18 protein-coding genes and 4 pseudogenes are annotated in these 20,538 nt (G+C 66.7%); 14 read left to right on the top strand and 8 right to left on the bottom strand.

Annotation, left to right across the window (positions count from 1 at the left end; translation table 11 throughout):
* On the top strand, positions 1-1,005 hold a 1,005-nt coding region (locus ACWEKM_RS40660; RefSeq protein WP_451626328.1), incomplete at its 5' end, for a CehA/McbA family metallohydrolase.
* 42 nt (positions 1,006-1,047) lie between these two features.
* Here ACWEKM_RS40660 and ACWEKM_RS40665 read toward each other — a convergent pair.
* Positions 1,048-1,230: pseudogene (locus ACWEKM_RS40665) on the bottom strand (IS701 family transposase); the annotation flags it as partial.
* A gap of 321 nt (positions 1,231-1,551) precedes the next feature.
* Between ACWEKM_RS40665 and ACWEKM_RS40670 the strand changes: the two are divergent.
* The 5 genes and pseudogenes from ACWEKM_RS40670 to ACWEKM_RS40690 all read left to right on the top strand — a co-directional run.
* Positions 1,552-2,589, top strand: coding sequence for a hypothetical protein (locus tag ACWEKM_RS40670; protein ID WP_451626329.1), 1,038 nt, complete (start codon positions 1,552-1,554; stop codon positions 2,587-2,589).
* A gap of 110 nt (positions 2,590-2,699) precedes the next feature.
* The gene (locus tag ACWEKM_RS40675) at positions 2,700-3,143 is read left to right on the top strand and encodes a hypothetical protein (protein WP_451626330.1); all 444 of its coding nucleotides are present in this window, start codon (positions 2,700-2,702) and stop codon (positions 3,141-3,143) included.
* A gap of 151 nt (positions 3,144-3,294) precedes the next feature.
* Positions 3,295-3,426, top strand: a complete 132-nt coding sequence (locus ACWEKM_RS40680) for a hypothetical protein (RefSeq protein WP_451626331.1) — start codon at positions 3,295-3,297, stop codon at positions 3,424-3,426.
* Positions 3,423-3,587: pseudogene (locus tag ACWEKM_RS40685) on the top strand (arsenate reductase/protein-tyrosine-phosphatase family protein); the annotation flags it as partial. The gene ACWEKM_RS40680 and the pseudogene ACWEKM_RS40685, both read left to right, overlap by 4 nt.
* Positions 3,588-3,784: 197 nt before the next feature.
* Positions 3,785-4,162, top strand: a pseudogene (locus ACWEKM_RS40690) (ISAzo13-like element transposase-related protein); the annotation flags it as partial.
* On the opposite strand, the gene ACWEKM_RS40695 reads toward ACWEKM_RS40690, so the two are convergent.
* From ACWEKM_RS40695 to ACWEKM_RS40725, 7 genes are all read right to left on the bottom strand, one after another.
* A complete protein-coding gene (locus tag ACWEKM_RS40695; protein ID WP_451626332.1) occupies positions 4,155-5,381 on the bottom strand; it encodes a glycoside hydrolase family 99-like domain-containing protein in 1,227 nt (408 codons plus the stop codon). The pseudogene ACWEKM_RS40690 and the gene ACWEKM_RS40695 sit on opposite strands and share 8 nt — an antisense overlap.
* Positions 5,382-5,532: 151 nt before the next feature.
* Positions 5,533-6,369: a sugar phosphate isomerase/epimerase family protein gene (locus ACWEKM_RS40700; protein WP_451626333.1), complete on the bottom strand. Its 837-nt coding sequence runs from the start codon at positions 6,367-6,369 to the stop codon at positions 5,533-5,535.
* A gap of 131 nt (positions 6,370-6,500) precedes the next feature.
* A complete protein-coding gene (locus ACWEKM_RS40705) occupies positions 6,501-7,451 on the bottom strand; it encodes an AraC family transcriptional regulator (protein ID WP_451626334.1) in 951 nt (316 codons plus the stop codon).
* 148 nt (positions 7,452-7,599) lie between these two features.
* Positions 7,600-8,664 (bottom strand): lactonase family protein, encoded by a 1,065-nt coding sequence (locus ACWEKM_RS40710; RefSeq protein WP_451626335.1) that lies wholly within the window; start codon positions 8,662-8,664, stop codon positions 7,600-7,602.
* Between the two features lie 169 nt (positions 8,665-8,833).
* The gene (locus ACWEKM_RS40715) at positions 8,834-9,655 is read right to left on the bottom strand and encodes a carbohydrate ABC transporter permease (RefSeq protein WP_451626336.1); all 822 of its coding nucleotides are present in this window, start codon (positions 9,653-9,655) and stop codon (positions 8,834-8,836) included.
* Positions 9,652-10,698, bottom strand: coding sequence for a carbohydrate ABC transporter permease (locus ACWEKM_RS40720; protein ID WP_451626337.1), 1,047 nt, complete (start codon positions 10,696-10,698; stop codon positions 9,652-9,654). The genes ACWEKM_RS40715 and ACWEKM_RS40720 overlap by 4 nt, the downstream gene beginning before the upstream one ends.
* Positions 10,695-12,038 carry an extracellular solute-binding protein gene (locus tag ACWEKM_RS40725; protein ID WP_451626338.1) on the bottom strand — a complete coding sequence of 448 codons (1,344 nt, stop codon included), beginning with the start codon at positions 12,036-12,038 and terminating at the stop codon, positions 10,695-10,697. Before ACWEKM_RS40725 ends, ACWEKM_RS40720 begins: the two co-directional genes overlap by 4 nt.
* 449 nt (positions 12,039-12,487) lie before the next feature.
* On the opposite strand from ACWEKM_RS40725, the gene ACWEKM_RS40730 reads away from it, so the two are divergent.
* From ACWEKM_RS40730 to ACWEKM_RS40765, 8 genes and pseudogenes are all read left to right on the top strand, one after another.
* Positions 12,488-13,525, top strand: coding sequence for a LacI family DNA-binding transcriptional regulator (locus ACWEKM_RS40730; RefSeq protein ID WP_451626339.1), 1,038 nt, complete (start codon positions 12,488-12,490; stop codon positions 13,523-13,525).
* On the top strand, positions 13,522-14,292 hold the full coding sequence (locus ACWEKM_RS40735) for an SDR family NAD(P)-dependent oxidoreductase (RefSeq protein WP_451626340.1): 771 nt from the start codon (positions 13,522-13,524) through the stop codon (positions 14,290-14,292). The genes ACWEKM_RS40730 and ACWEKM_RS40735 overlap by 4 nt, the downstream gene beginning before the upstream one ends.
* Positions 14,293-14,405: 113 nt before the next feature.
* Positions 14,406-15,551, top strand: coding sequence for a galactonate dehydratase (gene dgoD, locus ACWEKM_RS40740; protein WP_451626341.1), 1,146 nt, complete (start codon positions 14,406-14,408; stop codon positions 15,549-15,551).
* 34 nt (positions 15,552-15,585) lie between these two features.
* Complete coding sequence (locus ACWEKM_RS40745) at positions 15,586-16,638, top strand: hydroxyacid dehydrogenase (RefSeq protein ID WP_451626342.1); 1,053 nt, start codon at positions 15,586-15,588, stop codon at positions 16,636-16,638.
* A complete protein-coding gene (locus tag ACWEKM_RS40750; protein ID WP_451626343.1) occupies positions 16,635-18,590 on the top strand; it encodes a DUF2264 domain-containing protein in 1,956 nt (651 codons plus the stop codon). Before ACWEKM_RS40745 ends, ACWEKM_RS40750 begins: the two co-directional genes overlap by 4 nt.
* 76 nt (positions 18,591-18,666) lie before the next feature.
* Positions 18,667-19,650 carry a LacI family DNA-binding transcriptional regulator gene (locus ACWEKM_RS40755; protein ID WP_451626344.1) on the top strand — a complete coding sequence of 328 codons (984 nt, stop codon included), beginning with the start codon at positions 18,667-18,669 and terminating at the stop codon, positions 19,648-19,650.
* Between the two features lie 90 nt (positions 19,651-19,740).
* Positions 19,741-19,911, top strand: a pseudogene (locus tag ACWEKM_RS40760) (LacI family DNA-binding transcriptional regulator); the annotation flags it as partial.
* Positions 19,892-20,278: a substrate-binding domain-containing protein gene (locus ACWEKM_RS40765; RefSeq protein WP_451626345.1), complete on the top strand. Its 387-nt coding sequence runs from the start codon at positions 19,892-19,894 to the stop codon at positions 20,276-20,278. The pseudogene ACWEKM_RS40760 and the gene ACWEKM_RS40765, both read left to right, overlap by 20 nt.
* Positions 20,279-20,538 lie beyond the last annotated feature (260 nt).

Below are 20,538 nucleotides of genomic sequence, written 5' to 3' on the forward strand. Positions count from 1 at the left end.
GCGCTGAACCTGGCCGCACCCCCGGTCCGGTACCAGACCGGGCATCCACGCTCCGACGAGCCGCAGGACTGGCCGCCGAACGCAGTCGCCGCGGCGGAATGCCGCACCCTGGGCGCCACGGTCAGCTACGCGCACCCCGTGCACGCATCGCTCGACGACAGCGGCTTCCCGACCGAGGAAGTCTTCGCCGAGCAGCACGCCCACCTTTTCCCACATGCCCGTGAGTTGGTGGCAGACGCCGCCCTCGGACTGGTCGACTCGATGGACCTCACCGGGAACCACACCATCTGGGGACCGGAGGCAGCTGAACACCTGTATCACCGACTGCTGGGCTGTGGTCTGCGGCTGGCAGCGACGGCGGGCACGGACACGTTCCTGTCCCACTCCCGTGACGGGGTCGCGTCGAATCCGCCCGGTTGGTCGCGGGCCTACGCGCACCTCGGCGACACACCCCTGTCCGTTGGCGCGTGGCAGGACGCCGTGCGCGCCGGCCGGACCTTCGCCACGAACGGTCCATGGCTGGAACTCGACGCCGCCGGTCAGGGACTGGGCGACACGGTGAGCCTGGACGAGCCGCAGCGGGTGCCGGTTACGGCGCGCGTCACAGGTGTGGGGGTGGAACGGCTGGAGATCGTCGGGCCCACCGGGGTCCTGGCCGCCGTCGACACCACACCCGACGCCGGCACGACCGAACTCACGGCGGACCTCGACATCGCCGAACCGACATGGATCGCGGCAGTGGCCCGCGGGGACAGCCATCCCGCGGTCCTCGGCCCCCAGGTGTATGCCCACACAAGCCCGGTCTGGATCGACGTCGCAGGACACACGGTCGCCCGGGCCACGGACGCGGCATGGTGCCTGGACTGGCTCGACCGCCTCGAAACCCTCACCCGGAAAGCCGGCAACTTCCCCCACCCCGACCAACTCCACGACCTCGTGAACGTACTCGACCAAGCCCGCGCCTTCTACCGAAGCATCACCGATCGCAAGGCTGGTCGACTGTGAACCCCAGCGGTGGTTTGCTGGACCGGGCGATAGAGATCCAAGGGTCTGCCGGTGCCGGGAACGCTGAGCCGGGGCCTGGAGTTCGGTGGGCGGGGGCTTCGTTGACCATGCCCGCCAGTAGCGTTGCAGCGTGGCCCAAGGCGTCAGCCGGCCACGAACGGCCCGTAGTGCCCGGGCCAGCAGGCCGACTGGAGCTGGCGGGAGGGCGGAGTGCCCCCTCTCTGGGCCGTGAGTTTCTCAACGGTATGGACGACATCACAGCCGAGCACAGCCTGGAGGTCTCCGTGCCCGATCCCCATCTGCCTTGCACCCTCGTCACACTCGATGGGAACGGCACCACATCGCCGACGGCGACGCATTCGAGACCGCACTCCACCATGGACTCACCCGCCCTGGAATCATGTTCCCAAACGAGTGCACACTCGGCTGTGATCGGGTCACTGGTACGTCCTCCGGTGGTGCGGACCTCCAGGTCTGACGAGGTGACACATGCCTGGTGATCTCAGCGTGACATGGCCATCCGCGGAGCTCCGAGTGCATGCCGGTGTGGAGCGGCTGGCGTGCGTGGGTGGTCGTGAGGTCCTGGCCTACTTCCAACCCGGTTCCACAAGTCGCCCGCTGATCGTGTTGCTCCCCGGAGGCGGTCACCTCGCCCGCGTCTTCTACGGTCATCCCAGTGCCGACGGGACCGAGTTCCTCGCGCACGCGTTGGGAGCGAAGGGGTTTCCGCTGCTTGCGCTGTCCTACCCGTGCTCGAACGAGGTGTTTCCGCAAGCTCACCCAGAGCTGACAATCGGCGAATGGGGACAGGCAGCGGCCGCGGTCACCGCGAGGGTGGTAGCGGAGCGGCGGCTTGGCAGCCACGTAGTCCTGTGCGCTTGGAGTATGGGCGGACGGGCCGTGCATCCGTTCACCACTGCTGCCCAGGGGCTCGGTCTGAAGGTCGACTGTTTCATCGCGATGGCGGCGGCAGCGCCGATGCTGGCCCGCGGGCCGTTTCCCGACGGTGTCGCGTCGCTCACCGCTGAGGGACTGTGGGACTGCGGCGCTTACGGTGTCTCCGGCGAGACCCTGTACCGGAACTTCTACCGTCAGGTCATCGACCCCGAGGAAGGCGGGGGGCCGATCATGACTGAGCAGGAATACCGCCGCTACTACTGCGGCTTGCACGCGCTCGGTCTGCGGGGCGAGTTGCAGATCTTCGACGGCACCTCGAGCGTGACCAGCGTCGACAACTACGAAACTGCCAGTGGCCACGGGCGATGGGAGGAGTTCCCCGTGTGCGCGGCCATCGCGCCGACGAGCCACCACGATCCGAACTCCCTCACCAACCACATGCGCTGGCCCCTGGTAACCCTGGAAAAACTCGCCCGAACCCTCCCGGCGGCGGAATCGGCGGCCGACCGCTGGCCCGAAATCCTGCGACTCGCCCACCAGACACCCGAGATCCTCACCCGTACCGTCCCGGGGAACCACTTCTTCTTCCTCGGCCGCCGAGGCGCACACGCAACGGCGGAAGCCATCGCCGAGCTCATCACCGCGACCGGTGATCTATGGCGCCGCGCCACCGGTCGGAGTGCCTGACGTGAACAGGCGGATCTGTCAACTTGGCGTGGTCGGGCGGCCGGTCGACAGCTGCTCGACGGCGCTCGGGTCGGCGATGGCGGCGAGCAGGGTCTCGGTGATCTCCTCACGTGACGATCCGAAAGCCGAACGCCGGCCAGCCGCGCGGCCTGGCGGATCAGAGCAACGATGACCCGGCGTCGCTGCTCCGCAAGATCGCCCAACCGCGCGCCCGACAGCCGCCGTTGTGCCTCGCCCCTCGCGTCGGCGAGCGTCAGAAACTGAGCCGGCTCCGGCGGCTGAGTCGGGGCCACCTTCCATCGACGACGGCCGCACGGCTGGCGCACGGTCGCGTCAGCGGCCTGCTCCGCGGGTCTGGCGTCTTAGTGAAGGTGCCCGCGATGGCCGCACCCTTCGAGTCCGGGACCCGGCAGGAGATCATCGATTCAGGGCTGCCCCGGTCGGTCAGCGGATGGCGGCTGCAAAGTCGCGGCGCCCCCTCGCCCATCGATGGTGCCTGCCTCATCAGCCACGACACCGTTGCGTCGGCGCGGTGTTCCGATCAATCCTTCTGAACCACTGGAGCTCCGCAGGATCTTTGAGTGACGTACCAGAACAGCGTCCATCCGGAACCCCCCCGCTCTGCGTACCACCGATCCGAAAGCCGGACCGCACGACCTTGCGGCGGCCCGGACCCAGCACGCCCAGACGCTGCGGTGCAATGGCATGCTGCCTGAGATCCGCGCGGCACGGAAGACCCTGAACCTGCCCCTCCACCCACACCTGACCGAGCACAACACCCACTGCGTCGCCACCGCACTCGACCACGCCCTCACCGACATGGGGACCTGCCGATGACCACCTCCGACCAAGCCGCGGCAATCGCGGGCAGGCCGCGCCGCATACTCGTGGTGTGCGTGGGCAACTACTGCCGATCGCCTTTCGCCGCACTACTACTCGCGCTGCGCGGAGGACCCGTTGTGGAGGTGCGCTCCGCAGGTCTGAGCGGCGAAAGGGTCGGCCACTCCGCCCACCCGGCCATGGTCGCCGCCGCAGCCCGCCGCGGCTGCCCGGTGACCGTCCTCTCCACGACCAACTCGGCAGGGAACGGCAGTGAGGTAACCTCCAACAGCGGTTCAACAGAGGCCAGTTCACCGACGGTGACCTTGATGCTGTCGACGGTGCGGCGGCGTTCGTCCATCCGGACGGCGAGCTTATGGGGCAGGAAGCGCGGCTGCTGGGGCACGGCGGGTTACGGGTGGTGGCACAAGCTGCCGGAGTGTCCGAGACGACCGTCCGGGCCGGGGTGTTCGAGTTGGCAGCCGGTGTGGATCCGCTGCCTGACGGACGAGTCCGCGGACCAGGTGGTGGGTGCAAGACCGTGGAGGACGTGGATCCGAAAGTTCTGCCCGCGCTGTTGGCACTGGTGGAGCCGGACGAGCGCGGTGATCCGATGTCGCCGCTGCGGTGGATGACCAAGTCGCTGCGGATTCTGGCCGAGGAGTTGACCGCGCAGGGTCATCCGGTGTCCGCGCCGACGCTGGGCCGGCTGCTGCGCAAACAGGGCTTCAGCTTTCAGGCCAACGTCAAGACCACCCTGCATCGCTCTTCCGCGGTTTCTCTGCGTCGATGACCGGCCGGCCACCTGTGGGGGAAGTTGCGCCGAAAACTTTGCGAATCGCTTCGAGAAACCGATAGCCGTTGTGTGTATCGGGCAACAGAACTGATCCCTCGGTCCATTCGTTCCATGCGTTGACCGTGATGAGTGGGTTCGCGGGGTTGTGTCGTTCCAGGAAGGACCGTGCTTCACGGAGCCCGTCTTCGAATTCCTCCGGTGTGGGGTCCCAGATTGGCGTCCAAGGGTACCGGCCTTCGGTGAATCCCTGATCCTGGTTCGTCCTCGGTGAAGGGTCCCAGCCGACCGTGACATTCGGATAGAACGGTATGTTCAGTTGTGATGCGTATCGTTCGTATTCGCGAAAGGCGGCCTCGCGCAGAGGCTTGATTTGTGACGTCGGGAAGTCGAATGTGGCGAGGTCTGCCTGGTGAACCCAGATATATGAGGTCGCGGATCGGAAGCCGAGACGCCCTACCAGTGAGGCCGGGGTGTGCTGGGCTTCTGCGGTGGGCAGGACTTCACTGCTCCAGAGCACCGCGTCGAGATGGACTCCGGGGAAGCCCGCGCGTTGCACCTCACTGTCGAACCAGGAAAGTGCATCAGCCGCTTCTTCGATGCCGCCCAGGCCGACAGCGAAGTTGGGGACGTCGTACACCGTGAACCACGGGCGGCCGTCGACGGTCAGGTAATTGGGGCGACTGAAGTAGTGGCCGATGATGTGGTGCACCATTGCCTCGAAAGCCGTGCGGTCGAGCGCTCCGTCCTTGAGGCGTGTTGCATGATTGCTGTTGGGGTCAGAATGAGGGAAGATGTCGACCAGTTCATGATTGGCCCACATCAAAGCGAACTCGATGTCAGTGCTGTTTTCGGCCTTGAGGATACCTTCGTCCAGGGCGCGCTGAAGGTAGGGTCCGTCGTCGTACCAGTAGTAGTCAATAAGAAAACCATCGACTCCGTACTCCTTGGCCATCCGGATTTGCTGGGCGGCGCTCTCAGGTGTTGCTTCGTCGAAGGTTCCGTGCAGAGGAGTGCGGGGTTGGCGATGGCCCTCGAATCGAGGCGTGGCCTCGCTCAGAAGTTTCCATTCGTCCCAGCCCGGACCGAACCAAGCTGCATTTCGCGCATCCTTGTGCCAATCGGGGAAATAGTAGGAAAGGACCTTCGGGCGATTTGTCATCGGTGCGTTCTTGCTCATCGCTAACCTCTCTCTAAGGTTGACGGCCCTGTGTGGGCCATGAATCCAGTGAGCATGCTGTGCTCGGGCGGGTTGGTCTCTTCTGCCGCCTGTCCGACTGGTCGCCCGCGGAGACGCGCCGGCCCCAAGGGATTCCTCGATCCCATTTCCCCTATGGTCGCGCTGGGCCGGCGGGCATCCCGTGCTCTACAGAGGTGTCGAGAAGGCTGAGCAGTGCCGCGGCGTCCTGCTTCACCTGGGCCGGTGAGTCGTCGAGTACGAACTCGAGCAGGACATCGGTCGATCTGTCCGCCTCCCGCAGGAGGCGGAGCACGCTCTTCCACAGGTGCTGCCGTGATCCGAGCGGATGGCGTTGGCCGGTGGAGTCCCACGAGAACGCATGGACCGCCAGGACATGGTCGGCGATCATGTTCAGACCGGCCAGTGCCTCTGCGTCGGTCAGCCCATATGGTGGCTGCCAGTAGGTCTCCAGCAGGCCGACACGGTCGACATCCGCCAGCAGTCGTGCGGTGGACTCGGCTCGGTCCGTGAGAGTGCCGCCGTGAAACTCCAGCCCGACCCGCACGCCAACTTCTGCCGCGGAGTCAGCGAGAGCGCGGGCATCTTCGACAACCTTTGCCCATTGATCCGCATCGGCATCGGCTGAACCGCATCTGCCTGCCCACACCCGCACTCTTGGCGCCCCCAGGGCGACTGCGGTCTTCAAGACCAAGTCGTGCTCATTGCGGCTGCTGAAGCCCAGATGAAGGTAGGAGCCGTAGGACGCCACGCTCAGTTGGGCATCCGTGGTGAGGCCCAGCACGTCCCGTGCGCGAGAGGTGTCGCGGACAGGTACGTGAATGTCTGCGCCCCATTCGATCGAGCGCAAGCCCGCTGCGGCTGCGACCCGGACGACTTCGTCGGGGGTCTGAGAACGCAACGTCACTGAGCACAGGCCCGGCCGCACCTTCGACGCCTTGACTGGAATTGGCGGTCGAACCGTTTCCACGTTCGCGCTCCTTCCGTTGGGTTGCTGGTCAAATCGGCGGTTATGGGAATACTTCTTCCCGGAATGTTCATGAACTGCGAAGAAGGCTAGTGACCGACGATTCCCTCGTTGGTGCGAGCGAATATTGAGGGTTAATGGTGGTTTGCGCCTTCGGAATATGCTTTACCGGCCGGCAGCTGAATCTCCACAGCCGTGGCGGGGCGGGCTCGTTCCATGCCGGTGTAAGCCTGTTTGCGATATACCGAGGGGCTCATCCCATAAGTGGACTTGAACCGGCGGGCGAAGTACGCGGCGTCTTGCCAGCCGAGTTGTGCAGCAATCTGGGCGATCGGTTGATCGGTCTGCACTAGGAGACGGGCTGCAGTCTGTTCGCGCAGGCGGATGAGGTAGGCGATGGGGGATACCCCAAGGTCGCGTTGGAACAGGTGAATCAGGTAGGTGCGCTGCGTGGCAGTCGCGGCGGCCAGCTCCGCGAGGGTCCAGGCGTGACCAGGATCAGCTTCCAGCAGCCCCACAGCCCGTGCTACGCCTGGGTGCAGGGGAGCCAGTGAGCGCAGGTGGGTCCTGGACTGGCTGGACCAGGCACGGTTGAGGATGCCGAGGTAGATCAAGAGGCGTCCGGTGATGGTGATGCGTGAACGCTCAGTGGACACGTCGGCTATGCCGTGCAGTTGCGTGACAGCCAAGCTGATGTCACGGGACTGAAGGCGGAGACGCTGTGGCATCGGCACGGTCGAGTGCACCGCCCATATCAACGGGAGCTCTGCATCGAGAAACGACAGGGTTGTGTCCAGCAGCTCCGGGGCGATGAAGCTGTCGAAGACGACGAGGTCTTCGCACTGGCTGTAGGCATGCCACTGATTGGGGGGCATGATGACAACGCTCCCCGGCCCTATGACGTGGTCTCCGTCTGCTGACTTGTGGATGCCATGGCCGTGGACGACGAGGGCGATCTCGAAGAAGTCGTGGTCGTGTGCCGGCACGTCGGTATCGAGGCGGTGACGGTCCGCCCAGACGGGGAGACCGTCCGAATGGAACACGGTGGCGCGCCCGTAGCGCGGTCGCCTTCGCTCGCTGGCCAATTCTGTCCTGCTTTCCCTCGTTCCATGCCATAGCGTGGGACGTTTGCCTTTGGTTCAGACGTGGTCGTGATTGAGCGAGGCTTCAAGCGCCGTCAAAGTGCCGCTGATCGACCACCGCTTGCGAGCAGCGGACGCACCTCTCGCCGGTTCAGACAACAAGCGAGCAAGCGGCTGAAGCCACCGAGACGGATGAGCCAGGTTCCTCAAGTGCCCCGGAACGGCGGACTCGGAGAGCGGCGACCGTCCCGCTGAGCTGGTTGGTGACGAGCAGGTGGTCGCCGGCCAGAGTCAGCGCCCGCGGCCAGGAGCCGCCACAGGAGACCTCTGAGATCGGCCGTAGAGCATGGCCGACCACTCGGAAGGCCGCCACCGTGTCCGCTCCGCGGTTGGACACCCACACGTAGCGTCCGCACGGTGACACGGCGATGCCTCCTGGCTGATTGGGAACGGCCCGTGTCGAGGCGGGGACGGCAGAGCCAGGTGTCAGGGTGCCGGTCCGGGCGTCGTAGCGGTGGCTGGTGACGGTGGAGGAGAGCTCGTCGGCGGTGACGACAAGATCTTCGTGGGGGCCGAACGCAAGGTGGCGAGGGCCGGTTCCCGGGCGGAGTCTGCTTACGGCAGCCTGTTGGAGGCAGCCGGTGCGGGAATCCAATCGGTAGGCGAAGACGGTATCGGCGCCCAGATCGGTCGCGAGGACAAAGCGGCCCGTCGGGTCCACCACGATCTGGTGGGCGTGGCTGTTCTCCTGCCGCTCGGTCACCGGGCCACGGCCTTCGTGCCAGGCGACATCAGCCGGCGTGCGGATGAAGCCCGCTTCGTCGAGGCGGTGCACGGTCACGGAGCCGGGGACCGTGCCGTTGCCGTAGTGAGCGGTCAGAAGCCAGCGTCCGTTGGGGTGGACACTGAGGTGGCACGGGTTCGCGCCTCCGCTCTTGACCGGGCCGCCCAGCGGCCGCAGGGCACCTTCGCGCTGCCGAGAGATGGCGCTGATGGTTCCGGGGCCGACCGGATGCGTGGCATAGACAACGTCGAGGGACGGGTGAGCCGCGAGGAACGAAGTCGCTCGGAAGCGCGGTACTGGACTGTGGCGATGCTGCGTCAGCCGGCCTGTCGCCGGGGCGAACTGCAGGGCGGTAAGTCCCGAGCTCGCGCCGTCGGCGCCAGGGGGGAGCGAGCCCGCGAGGACTGTGGCGGAGGCATGGTGCTTCGGCATGGGGCTGGCGACTCCTGCGTGGAAACGGGCTTGTCCGCTGAGTGCCTGATACGGCGAAGGAGCCTTGCTCTCAGGCGGACCTGGCCGAACTGTGGGACGAGAGGAAGCGACAGCACCTCACAGCTCGGCCGGGGGAGGGTTCGTCAGGGTGTGGGAGGGACCCGCGCGGTCATTTGAGGCCGGACGTGGCGACACCGGAGACAAAGCCGCGCTGCATGATCAGGAAGAGCACCAGTACCGGGAGGATGTACATGACGGTGCCCGCCGCCACAAGGTTGCTGAGTACCTCGCCGTTCTGGTTGACGTAGCCCCGGGCGAGACGCACGGCCAGGGTGGTGTGGTTGTCGTCCAGGAGCAGCGCGGGCGTGATCCAGTCTCCCCAGTTCCAGCTGAACGACAGAATCAGGCTGGTGGCGATGACCGGCCAGGACTGTGGCAGGAAGATCCGCCAGAAGACGCCGATCTGTCCGCAACCGTCGACGATGGCGGCCTCCTCCAGCTCCTTGGGCATGTTCGCGAAGAACTGCCGGAACAAGAAGATCAGGTAGGGCGCTCCACACAGGCCCCACAGCACCCACGGCATATAGGAGTTGAGGAGGTTGATCTTGCCGAAGAGCAGGTAGGTCGGGACGAGCGTGAGGACGTGCGGCATCATCATCGTCGAGAGCAGCACGCCGAAGATGATCCGCTTGCCCGGCGCGGCCAGTCGGGCGAAGCCGTACCCGGCCCAGGCCGATGCCAGGGTGATGAGCACGGCATAGGTACTGGCGATCATCAGTGAGTTGCGCAGGTAGCCGAAGTACGGCCAAGCCGTCAGCGCCTGGCGGAAGTTGTCCAGGCTGGGCTGGTGGGGCCACCAGTGAATCGGGAGAGCCCGCAACTCCGAAGGGTCCTTGAAGGCGGTGATCAGCAGCCAGCCGAAGGGGCTGAGGAAGAGGACGACAATTCCCACCGTGAGCATGTAGAGCGCAGTGCGCCGGGGCAACGTCATCGCTTGCCTCCCAAGGTGCGGGGCTTCTTGTGTGCCTGGTCCGGCTCGACCGAGTAGAAGACGACGTTCCGGCTCACCTTGAAGACGATGACGGTGAGTAGAAGGATGATCGCGAAGAGAATCCACAGGAGGGCAGAGGCATACCCGTAGCGGCTGTTCGCGAAGTACTCGGTAAGGATCTTGATGGTGAAGAGGTAGTTGTCCTGCGGGACTGACGCCATCCCCTGCGGGCTGACATTGAGTGAGATGAACAGCGGAGCGAAGCTCTGCAGTGCCGCGATGATTCCGGTGACCACCTGGAAGAACAGCACGGGGGAGAGCAGCGGAATGGTGATGCGGGTGAAGCTCTGCCAGCGGCTCGCGCCGTCCACCCGCGCCGCCTCGAGAACCTCCTTGGGCACGTCCTGCAGTCCTGCCAGCGTGATGATCATGAGGTTGCCGGCTCCCCAGGTCGTCAGCACGATCAGCACCCATCGGGCGTAGGGGTCGGTCAGCCACGACACCCCGTTCAGTCCGAGGAGGTCCAGCAGACCGTTGGCCGAGCCGGAGTCCCGGTCGAAGATGAGCTTGAAGGTGAGACCCGCACCGACGGGTGGCATCACGGCGGGCAGATACAGCAGGGTGCGATACATGCCGCGGCCGCGTAGCGGCTGGTTCACCAGCACCGCGAGAAGCAACCCGGCCGCGATGGTGAGCGGGACGACGAACAGCGTGAAGAGGCCGGTCCGGGCCAGCGCATCCAGTGTGCCCTGGTCGGTGAAGACCTCCTTGTAGTTGTCCAGGCCGACGAACCGCGGATTCGGCGAGATGCCGTCCGAGTTGGTGAAGCTCAGCCAGAGTGCGTATCCGAGCGGAAAGGCGGTCAGGCCCAGGAACCCCAGCACCCAGGGGCCGGTGAACACGTAGAACGCCGCTCGCCTGCGCGTGGTCAGAGAGATGGGCTTTCTTCCCGGGCCGGCGGAGCGGCCGGAGCGGCGGCCCGGGCGGGTGTGCTCCGGCCGGCTCCTGCTCGCGTGCTCGGTGAGCTGCTCGGTGCTGCTCATCCCACGACCTGCTTGCCCTTGGCGATCTGCTCATTCATGAGCGAGTTCAGCTTGTCGGCGACCTTGCCCGGCGCGGCACCCGACATGATCAGTCCCGGCAGTGTCTGATTGATCACCGCCTCCAGACTGGCGACCTGGACGTAGGGAGTGAAGGGGATCGTGGCGTAGTACGGGAACTCCCGCTGCTGGACCTCGAACGCCTGCTTGTGGGGTGCGGTCTGCTGCGGCATCTGCGAGCGCAGCGACTTCAGCGCCGGAACACCCCAGCCGGTCGTCGCACGCTCCTTGGCGTCCGGTCCGGCGAAGTACCACTCGAAGAACTTCCAGGCCGCGTCCTTGTTCTTGGCGTCCCTGGGGATCCAGTAACCCGTGCCGCTGAAACAGGGGCTGACCCGCTTGCCACCGAACTGGGGGGCAGGCGCGAAGCGTGAGACCGCCGCCAGCTTGGGCTCGGTGGCGAACTGCCCGCCGAACCAGTAGCCGTTTCGGGCGATCGCCATCCGGTTGGCCTGGTAGGTGGGCCAGTCGTAGCCGTCCGGGTTGGGGTTGATGACGTTCGGTCCGATGTCGGCCTTGGTGTAGTCGATCATCCAGGTCAGCGCCTTGAGTGCCTCGGGAGAGGAGAAGTCGACCGAGGCCAGGTCCTCCGCGAACAGGCTGCCGCCGGCCGACGCGGTCATGCCCACGAGCTGGACGAAGTTGCCCATCTCTGCAGCGCTCAGGCCATAGAGCTTGACCTTGCCGAGCCGCCGCTTGACCAGCTGCTTGCCCACGTCGAGGAGTTCGTCGTACGAGGTCGGCTCGGTCTCGCTGAGATGGTCCACCTTCGCCGCGTCGAACAGGTCGGCGCGATACCAGAGCATCTGGTCCTGCGAGTAGTTCTTGACCATGCCGTAGCGCGGTCCGGTGCCCTGCTGCGTACCGTCGAACCGCCAGAGATTGTTGGCGGGGTCGAGGTCGGAAGGAGTGAGCACCTTGCTCTTGGCGAAGTACGAGTCCAGGTTCGTCATCAGCCCGCGTGCGGCGAGATAGGGCGTCTCCAGGCCGCCTTGGCCGCGCACCAGGTCGGGAGGGTTCTTGGCGGCCAGCAGGGCCTTGAGCTTGGTGTCATCGGACTGAATGAAGTTGATCTTGATGTCGAGGGCCTGCTCGGCGGCCTGGACGATCTTCTTGTCCAGCTCGTCGTCGTGGGACATCACGGTCAGCGTCGACTTGCCTCCGCCCGATCCGCCACCGTCGACAGAAGCAGCGCATGCGGACAGGGCGGTCGCACCCAGCGCGGCGCCGGCGGATACGGCAAGGAAGCGTCGCCTGTCGAGGCTCGTACTGGAAACGGGCATGCTCGTGGGCCTTTCGTGCGGGTAATCAGGGGGCGGCGCGTGTCACGGCGAGGGGCCAGTGCGGGGGAGCGTCGGTGTGCCGGCTCGCTCGGCTATGGCAGGAGAGTGGCGTTGGTCGACCGCACCTGGAACGGGGCAATGTCGCAGCGACTGTCGCGAGGCCGCGTGACGACGGCGGCCGTATACACGGCATGCCCTTCGAAGCGCTTCCTCGCGCGTCTCACCGTCGTGACTGATTTTCGCCGGTCATGATGATGAGGTGAATTAATTCACCAGCTTCTGCGGCTCTACTCGGAAGGGTTATACCGCTTATTTCCGTCGAAGGAAACCGGTTGACTGAAACTTCTGTGAACGTTAGGTTGCCGCGTCAGAAGGTGTCAAGAGGTTAGAGCGCGCCACTGCCGAAGCCGCCGAGAGCCGACAGGGTGCGCAGCCGAGAGGAGGCATGCGTGCCTGTACCGCCCGTCAGGGCAAGGCTGGTGGACGTCGCCGAGGCGGCTGGGGTTTCCAAAGCCACGGTGTCCAAGGTGCTCTCCGGTAGACAGGAGCTGTCCGTCAGGCCAGAGACTCGACGACGCGTCCACGAAGCCGCCCAGGCCCTCGGCTACCGTCCTCACTCCGGGGCGCGAGCGCTGGCCGGCGCCAGTACCCACGCCTTGGCGTTGCTGGTCCCGGCGCTCGCCAACCCCACATACGTCACCATCGCTCGCGGTACCTACCAGCGCGCCCGTGAGCTGGGCTATCTCTCCTTGCTGGCTGAGGACTTCCACGGTCAGGAGGCTGACGAGGCGTTCAGCGAACTGGTGCAGGAAGGCAGGGCCGACGGGCTGCTGGTAGCCTCGGCCCGCCCGGGTCACCCCCTGGTCGACGCCCTGAGCCGCAGCAGGGTGCCGCACGTCTTCCTCAACCGGTCGGTCGAGGGGTCGGGGCGGAACGTCACGATGGATGTGGCCCTCTCCAGCGTCACCGCGCTCAACTACCTTCACTCCCTGGGGCATTCATCCATCGGCCACATTGCGGGGCCACCCGGCATCGCACCCGGCGACACCCGCAAGCAAGCGTTCTTGCGGCACGCCCAGACGCTCGGGCTCGCCGCCGCTCCCACGGCGTCCGGGGACTTCACCGAGGACGGCGGCGTTGCCGCGGCTCTGGAACTGCTGACGCACACCGAGGAGGGCCGGGCGCCGATCACCGCCCTGTACACCAGCTCACTTGCCCAGGCGATCGGCGCGATGGGCGCGGTCCGCAGCCTGGGCCTGCGGGTCCCCGAGGACATCTCCGTGGTCGGCAACGACGACCTGCCGGTCGCGGGCCATCTCCACCCGCCCCTGACCACCGTGGCAATGCCCCTTCATGAACTGGGGGTTGCCGCCGTGGATGCCCTGGTTGCCGCCATTGAGGGGGCGCCACCTGCAGACGTAGTCGTACCGACCGAGCCCCGCCTCATCGCACGTGGCTCCACCGCACCCCCGAGAGGCAGCGCATGATCAGCGCCGCACCGATCCGTTTCACCGGCCGTACCGCTCTGCTGACCGCAGCCGGCTCCGGCATAGGCGAAGCAACCGCCCGCCGCCTGGCAGCCGAGGGGGCATCCGTCTGCGTCACGGACATCGATGCCAAATCGGCTCACCGCGTCGCAGAGGAGATCCGCGCCGACGGTGGGCGGGCGTACAGCAGCCGACTCGATGTCACCTCGCCCCAGGACTGGACTGTGGCCGTCGACCACGTCATCTCCTGGAACGGGCAACTGGACGTACTCCATCTCAATGCCGGGCGGAATCTGCGCGGGAGCGCTCACGAACTGGACGACGCTTCCTGGCACGACCAGCTGCGCCTGTCGCTCGACTCGGTCTTCTACGGCGTCCGTGCCGCGATCCCCCATCTTCGGACGACACGGGGCGCCGTCGTGATCACTTCGTCGGTGCACGCGGTCATCGGATTCAAGGGCTTCCCCGCCTATGCGGCGGCCAAGGGCGGGATCGGCGCCCTCGTACGGCAGTTGGCCGTCGAGTACGGCGGCCGGCAGGACGGAGTCAGGTTCAACGCCGTACTGCCCGGCGCCGTGGACACCCCGCTGATGGACGGTGTTTCCGCCGAGGCCAAGGCCGACATCGCGGCCAAGGCGCCGGTCGGTCGAATCGGCACGCCGCAGGACATCGCGGCCGCGGTGGCGTTCCTCGCCTCCGACGACGCCTCCTTCATCACCGGTCAGAACCTGCTGGTGGACGGCGGCCGCAGCATCACCGCTCAATGACACACCCTCAACATCCACCACATGGCCCACTGTGAGGTGGCCGGCACCCGGCCGCCGTGGTCACGTGCGCCTTTTCACCCGCGAACGCCGTACCAGGACCGGGAGGTCCCACCATGAAAATCACCGGCTTCGAGCTCTTCTTCGTCGAGCCGCGCTGGCTCTTCCTGCGCGTCGACACCGATGAGGGCCTGTCCGGCTGGGGCGAGCCCATCGTCGAGGGCAGGGCCCACACCGTCGCCGCCTGCGTGGAGGAGATGTTCGACTACCTCATCGGGCAGGACCCCGCGCGGATCGAGGAACACTGGCAGGTCCTCGCCAAGGGCGGCTTCTACCGCGGTGGCCCGGTCCTCATGAGCGCTCTGGCCGGCATCGACCAAGCCCTGTGGGACATCGCCGGCAAAACCCACGGCGTCCCCGTCCATCAGTTGCTCGGCGGCCATGTCCGTGACCGCGTCCGCATGTACGGCTGGGTGGGCGGCAACAGCCCCGAGGAGATCGCAGAGTCGGCGACCGCGCAGGTGGAAAAGGGCATGACCGCGGTCAAGCTCAACCCCTGCGGACATCTGGAACCGCTCGCCCCACCCTCCGCGATCCACACCATCGTCGACAACGTCACCGCCGTACGCGAGGCCATCGGACCGGACCGCGACCTCGCACTCGACTTCCACGGCCGCTTCAGCGGGGCGATGTCCCGCCGCGTGCTGCCCCACCTCGAACCGCTGCTGCCCCTGTTCGTCGAGGAACCCGTGCTACCGGAGTTCACCCAGGACCTCGGCGACGTGGTGCGAGCCACCTCGATCCCCATCGCCACCGGCGAACGGCTCTACTCCCGCTGGGACTTCCGCTCGGTCCTGGCCGACGGCATCGCCGTGGCCCAGCCCGACATCAGCCACGCAGGAGGCATCTCCGAGACCCGGCGTATCGCCGCCCTGGCGGAGGTCCACGATGTCCTGCTCGCGCCGCACTGCCCCCTCGGGCCGATTGCCCTGGCCGCAAGCCTGCAACTGGACTTCGCCATCCCCAACTTCCTCATCCAGGAACAGAACCTCGGCATCGGCTACAACGACAGCGCCGGACTGCGCGGATACATCGCCGACCCCGATGTCTTCACCGTCCGCGACGGCTACATCGAGCGCCCCACCGGCCCCGGCCTCGGTATCACCGTCGACGAACAGGCCGTCCGGACAGCCGCCGAGCGCGGACACCGCTGGCGCACCCCGATGTTCCGCAACACCGACGGATCACTGGCCTCCTGGTAAGACGACCACCCACACCTGCTCGACGGAGACAGCAATGAATCGCGTCCACCCGTACGACGACGATCCGAGCACACCCTCCCGCCTCCCCGAGACGCTGCTGGTGATGGCGCCCGAAGTGCAGCAGACCCAGTTCGATGACACCGAGCAGGCACGATTGCGTGCACTGGCGACCGTGGGCGATCCGGTCATGGTGGATCGTCTGGACACGCCCGAGGCCAGGGCTCGACTCGGTGACGTGGAGGTGCTCCTCACCTCCTGGGGGTGCCCGCCACTGGAGGAACAGGTGCTCCGGGCCGCGCCCCGGCTACGGGCGATCTTCCATGCCGCAGGCAGTGTGCGCGGGCACATCGGCGACCCGGTGTTCGACCGCGGGATCCTGGTGACCTCCGCGGCCGAGGTGAACGCGGAACCGGTCGCGCTGTACACGGTCGCCGCGGTGCTGTGGGCGTTCAAGAAGGTGCCGTTCCTGGCGCAGGACGCACGCCGGTTCCGTGACGATCACTCCTACCGTCACCGGTGGGGCGTGCTGAGCGGCCACGACCGCACGGTGGTGATCGTGGGATTCTCCCGGATCGGCCGCCGCGTGGTCTCCCAGCTGCGCACGCTGTACGACGGACCGATCCTGGTGGTGGACCCGTACACGGATCCGGCCGAGGTGATCGCAGCAGGTGCCCAACCCGCCGAGCTGGCCGACGCGTTGCCGCAGGCGGAGGTCCTGTCCCTGCACGCGCCGGCGCTGCCGGAGACCCGCCACATGATCGGCGAAGCCGAACTGGCCCTGCTTCCACCCCACGCGACGCTCATCAACACGGCGCGGGGCGTCCTCGTCGACACCGCCGCGCTGGAACGAGCCTGTGCCTCAGGACGGCTGGACGCGATTCTGGATGTCACGAACCCTGAGCCGCTGCCGGCGGACTCCCCGCTGTATGACCTGCCCAACGTGCTGATCACCCCGCACATCGCCGGATCCCAGGGCACGGAAACCCGCAGGATGGCCCACGCGGCCTTGACCGAACTGGAGCGGTACGGCGCCGGTCTGCCGCCGCTGAACCCCATCACCCGACAGGACCTGGCGGTGCAGGCATGACCCTCCCCCTCGACTTCCAGCGCTCGCCCCACACCGGATGGACCCGGACCCACTGGGAAGCCCTGGCGCAGCGCATGCTGAGCGCACTGCATCCATACTGGTCACCGACCGGCGCACGGATCGACCTACCTGGACCGGCCAGCGCCAGCGGTGCAGTCTCCGACGGCCTGGAAGGCTATGCCCGCACGTTCCTGATCGCTGGATTCCTGGTGGCAGGACGCGGCGGCGACCCGGACAACGTGTTGGAGCCGTACGCGCGCGGCCTGGCGGCAGGCACCGACCCGGCGTCTGCCGAGGCGTGGCTGCTCCTCGACGAGGAGATGCAGACGAAGGTGGAGGCCGCCTCCATCGCCCTGACGCTGCAGCTGACGCGGCCGTGGCTGTGGGACCGGCTCGACGACCGGGTTCGTGAGCGCACCGTGGACTGGCTGTCCCGAGCGGTCGGCCAGTGGTACCCGCCCGGTAACTGGGTGTGGTTCCGCATCATCGTGGAATCCTTCCTCCGCGAGGTGGGAGGACCCTGGTCGACCACGGACATCGAAGAGGACCTCGCCGTTCACGCATCGCTGCGCCGAGCCGACGGCTGGCTGGCGGACGGACCGGACCGCTCCTACGACCACTACGTCGGTTGGGCCCTGCACACGTACCCGCTGCTGTGGACCCGGTACTTCGATATCGTCGGCACCCTGGTCACGAGCGAGCTGGAAGCGCAGTGGACCGCGGACCTGGGCTGCTACACCGACGACGTCCTCCACCTGATCGGCGCGGACGGAGCCCCCCTGGCCCAGGGCCGTAGCCTCGTCTACCGTTTCGCCGCCGCCGCGCCGTTGTGGGTGTCCGCCATGACCGGCGCGGGACAGCACGCACCGGGCCGGCTCCGGCGCGCGGCCAGCGGAATCGTCTCGCACTTCACACAGCACGGCGCTCTCGAACCGGACGGACTGCTCAGTCTGGGCTGGCACGGGCCCTGGCCGGCAATGAGCCAGTCCTACTCCGGGCCGGGCTCCCCGTATTGGGCGGCGAAGGGGATGCTCGGCCTGCTGCTGCCGCATGATCACCCGGTCTGGACCGAAGTCGAAGAACCGCTTCCGGTGGAGACGGGCGACTTCGCCCGCAAGATCACGGCACCGGGCTGGCTGGTGTCCGGCCGCAAACGGGACGGCATCGTCACGGTGCTCAATCATGGGACCGACCACGCCCGGCCAGGAAACGAGCGTACCGATTCGCCCCTCTACGCCCGCCTCGGATACTCCACCGCGACCATGCCGCCGCTAGGCGAGGCGCCGGCCGCCGACCCCCTCGACAACACGGTGGTTCTGCTCGACCGGACGGGCCGCGCCAGCCACCGCAGCGGCTTCCGCCCCCTGTTCGCCGAGGAGACGGCGGACGGCACGCTCGTGGCCGCCTCCCAAGGGCCCGTGCGCTGGGTGGACGCCTCGAAGGACACCACGCCGGATCTCGGAGTGGGCCGGACCGGACTCCTTACCCCAGGGCCCGTCCTGACAGTTGCTTCCGCCCTTCGAGACGGGACCGAGGTGCGCCTGGCCCGAGTTGACGGGCCCACGCAAGCCACGGCACTGCGCGTGAGCGGCTGGCCGGTCTCCAGCCCCAAGCCGCTGCAAGGCGATTCCGGTGTGAGGAACGACGAGTTGGTCGCGTCGGCGGCATCCGCGGACTTGCACTCGGCCGTCATCGCCCTACACGGACTGGACCAGGCCGGCGTGTCCGTCGAACAGGACGTCAGTTCCCTTGGAGAGCACACGGCGGTCCCCTGGATGGCGACACACGAGGTCACACCAGATGAAGTCGTCGCAGCTGTTGTCACCCTCGGCCGCCCACCGGTAAACACATTCACCCCTGTGGTCACGGCGGAACGCCTCCCGAACGAGGGCCACCGGATCGTCATCACCTGGCAAGACGGTGTGTCGACCGAGTTCGTCCTCCCGACCTGACAAATCTTCGCGCGCACGCTGCGTGCGAGAAGATGGACCACAACGTGACACCACCGGCATCGAGGAAGGCTTGTTGATGACGCGGAAAGCGACCATTCGTGATGTCGCGGAGCGAGCCGGAGTTTCGGTGGGCACGGTATCGAACTTCGTCTCCGACAAGAAGCCGATCAGCCCGTCGACCAGGGAGCGGATCGAAGCCGCTATCCGCGAACTGGGCTGGATCCCCAACGCCGCTGTCCGCGTGGTCAAGGGGGGACGATCCCCCGTCATCGGCTTTCTCATCCCCGATTCGAGCAATCCCTTCTTCACCGAGGTCGCCAACGGCATAGAGGATGTCGCGATCGCCGACGGCGGGCTCGTCATCACCTGCAACACCGCAGGAGAAGCACAGCGGGAAGCCCACTTCGCCAAGTCACTCTCCGAGATGCGGGTCGCGGGGGCCGTCTTCACCGAGATGACGTCCAGCGACCAGCATGTCGAACAGCTTGTGGCAAGCGGCGCGACAGTGGTCCTGTTCGGACTCTCAGAGCACGCTCGCGTGAACACCGTCTCGGTTGACGACGAACTCGGTGGATTCCTCGCGGGACAGCACCTGGTCGAACGAGGTTGCCGGAGCATCGCGCTCCTCGGAGGCCCAGGTGGCGAACCCCAACTCCGTCGCCGCGAGGCCGGGATCGCACGGGCCTTGAAACCGGCGCACAGGACCGAGTACCAGAGACTGGATGCCCAGGACAACTCGCTCAGAGCGCGAGTGACAGCAGCAACAGAACTGTTGAGCCTCGACCGCGCTCCGGACGGCGTCATCTGCGGGAACGACCAGATCGCGCTCGCCGTCCTGGCAGCGGCCACTGCACGGGGAATCCGAGTGCCGCAGGACCTCGCCGTCGTCGGCTACGACGACATCGAGGCTGCGTCACTCGCGGCCGTGCCCTTGACGACCGTGCGCAATCCCAGTCATGAGATGGGGCGCCTGGCTGCCAAGATGATCACCGAGCGCACTGTGGGCGACCGCATCGCCCTTGAGCCCGAACTCGTCGTACGACGCTCGACCTCCCCGTGACAGCGCGGCGAGAGGCTGCGGAGACTCACGGTTTCACTGCGCGCACATGTCCGTGTCCGCGCCCTTCTGGCGGAGGTGAATCTATTCAGCATGCAGCGCAGGGCGACCATCAGGGACGTGGCGAGGGAGGCCCTTGTTTCCATCGCGACTGTCTCCAACGTCTTGAACCGACCCGGCATCGTGGCCGTCGCCACCCGGGCGCGGGTGCAGACCGCCATCGACGCACTCGGATTTGTGCGCAATGAGGGGGCACGTCAGCTGCACGGCCTGCCCGCCCCCGTCGTTGCGTTCCGTCGGTTTTGTGGATGGACCTGCATCGCCCCGCCTGCGGAGCCGCCTTGACGCAGTGACTGAGGCCTGGCACGTGTACGGGAAGGCGGACCCCGAGATCTTGACGGTGAGGGCGCGATCCTTGAGTTCCGTGGCAGGCAGGGAAGCAGGGCAGGCGCTGCTGGACGGCCCGTGCAGGCCCACCGCGATCGTCTGCGCTGACGTCGGTCTCGCCCAGCGGGTACTGCAGGCGCTCTATCCGGCCGGCCTGCGAGTGCCCGACGAGGTAGCTGTCGTCGCGGCGGCCACGTCCGGCACATCGTGTATGAGCCTGGATCCGTCGACGCGGTTTCGGTGAGTAGTTTCGGGTGTTGTGTGGGGTGGTTTTCCGCTGGTGGGCAGGGGCGGGTGCCGGGTGCCGTCTTTGCTCGCAGGCCACCGCCGCATCCCCGTCGAACACCGCGCAGAGCAGTGGCGAATCTCTCGTCTGCCTCGACAGTTGACCGCCAGAAACTAGTGCTGGGGTGGTGGGTGGTCGTCGGAGACAACAACACCAACCAACACCCCCACCGAAGCGAGAAAAAAGGCCGCAACAAGAGACACCACAAAACACGCCGC

This window comes from Streptomyces sp. NPDC004752 (assembly GCF_053601275.1).

Bases quoted from the DNA above. Each gene is read 5' to 3' on its own strand.
- ACWEKM_RS40765 (WP_451626345.1), top strand. From the start codon at position 19,892: ATGAGGGGGCACGTCAGCTGCACGGCCTGCCCGCCCCCGTCGTTGCGT.
- ACWEKM_RS40735 (WP_451626340.1), top strand. From the start codon at position 13,522: ATGATCAGCGCCGCACCGATCCGTTTCACCGGCCGTACCGCTCTGCTG.
- ACWEKM_RS40695 (WP_451626332.1), bottom strand. From the start codon at position 5,381: ATGAGCAAGAACGCACCGATGACAAATCGCCCGAAGGTCCTTTCCTAC.
- ACWEKM_RS40755 (WP_451626344.1), top strand. From the start codon at position 18,667: ATGACGCGGAAAGCGACCATTCGTGATGTCGCGGAGCGAGCCGGAGTT.
- ACWEKM_RS40720 (WP_451626337.1), bottom strand. From the start codon at position 10,698: ATGAGCAGCACCGAGCAGCTCACCGAGCACGCGAGCAGGAGCCGGCCG.
- ACWEKM_RS40715 (WP_451626336.1), bottom strand. From the start codon at position 9,655: ATGACGTTGCCCCGGCGCACTGCGCTCTACATGCTCACGGTGGGAATT.
- ACWEKM_RS40710 (WP_451626335.1), bottom strand. From the start codon at position 8,664: ATGCCGAAGCACCATGCCTCCGCCACAGTCCTCGCGGGCTCGCTCCCC.
- ACWEKM_RS40725 (WP_451626338.1), bottom strand. From the start codon at position 12,038: ATGCCCGTTTCCAGTACGAGCCTCGACAGGCGACGCTTCCTTGCCGTA.
- dgoD (WP_451626341.1), top strand. From the start codon at position 14,406: ATGAAAATCACCGGCTTCGAGCTCTTCTTCGTCGAGCCGCGCTGGCTC.
- ACWEKM_RS40680 (WP_451626331.1), top strand. From the start codon at position 3,295: ATGCTGCCTGAGATCCGCGCGGCACGGAAGACCCTGAACCTGCCCCTC.
- ACWEKM_RS40750 (WP_451626343.1), top strand. From the start codon at position 16,635: ATGACCCTCCCCCTCGACTTCCAGCGCTCGCCCCACACCGGATGGACC.
- ACWEKM_RS40745 (WP_451626342.1), top strand. From the start codon at position 15,586: ATGAATCGCGTCCACCCGTACGACGACGATCCGAGCACACCCTCCCGC.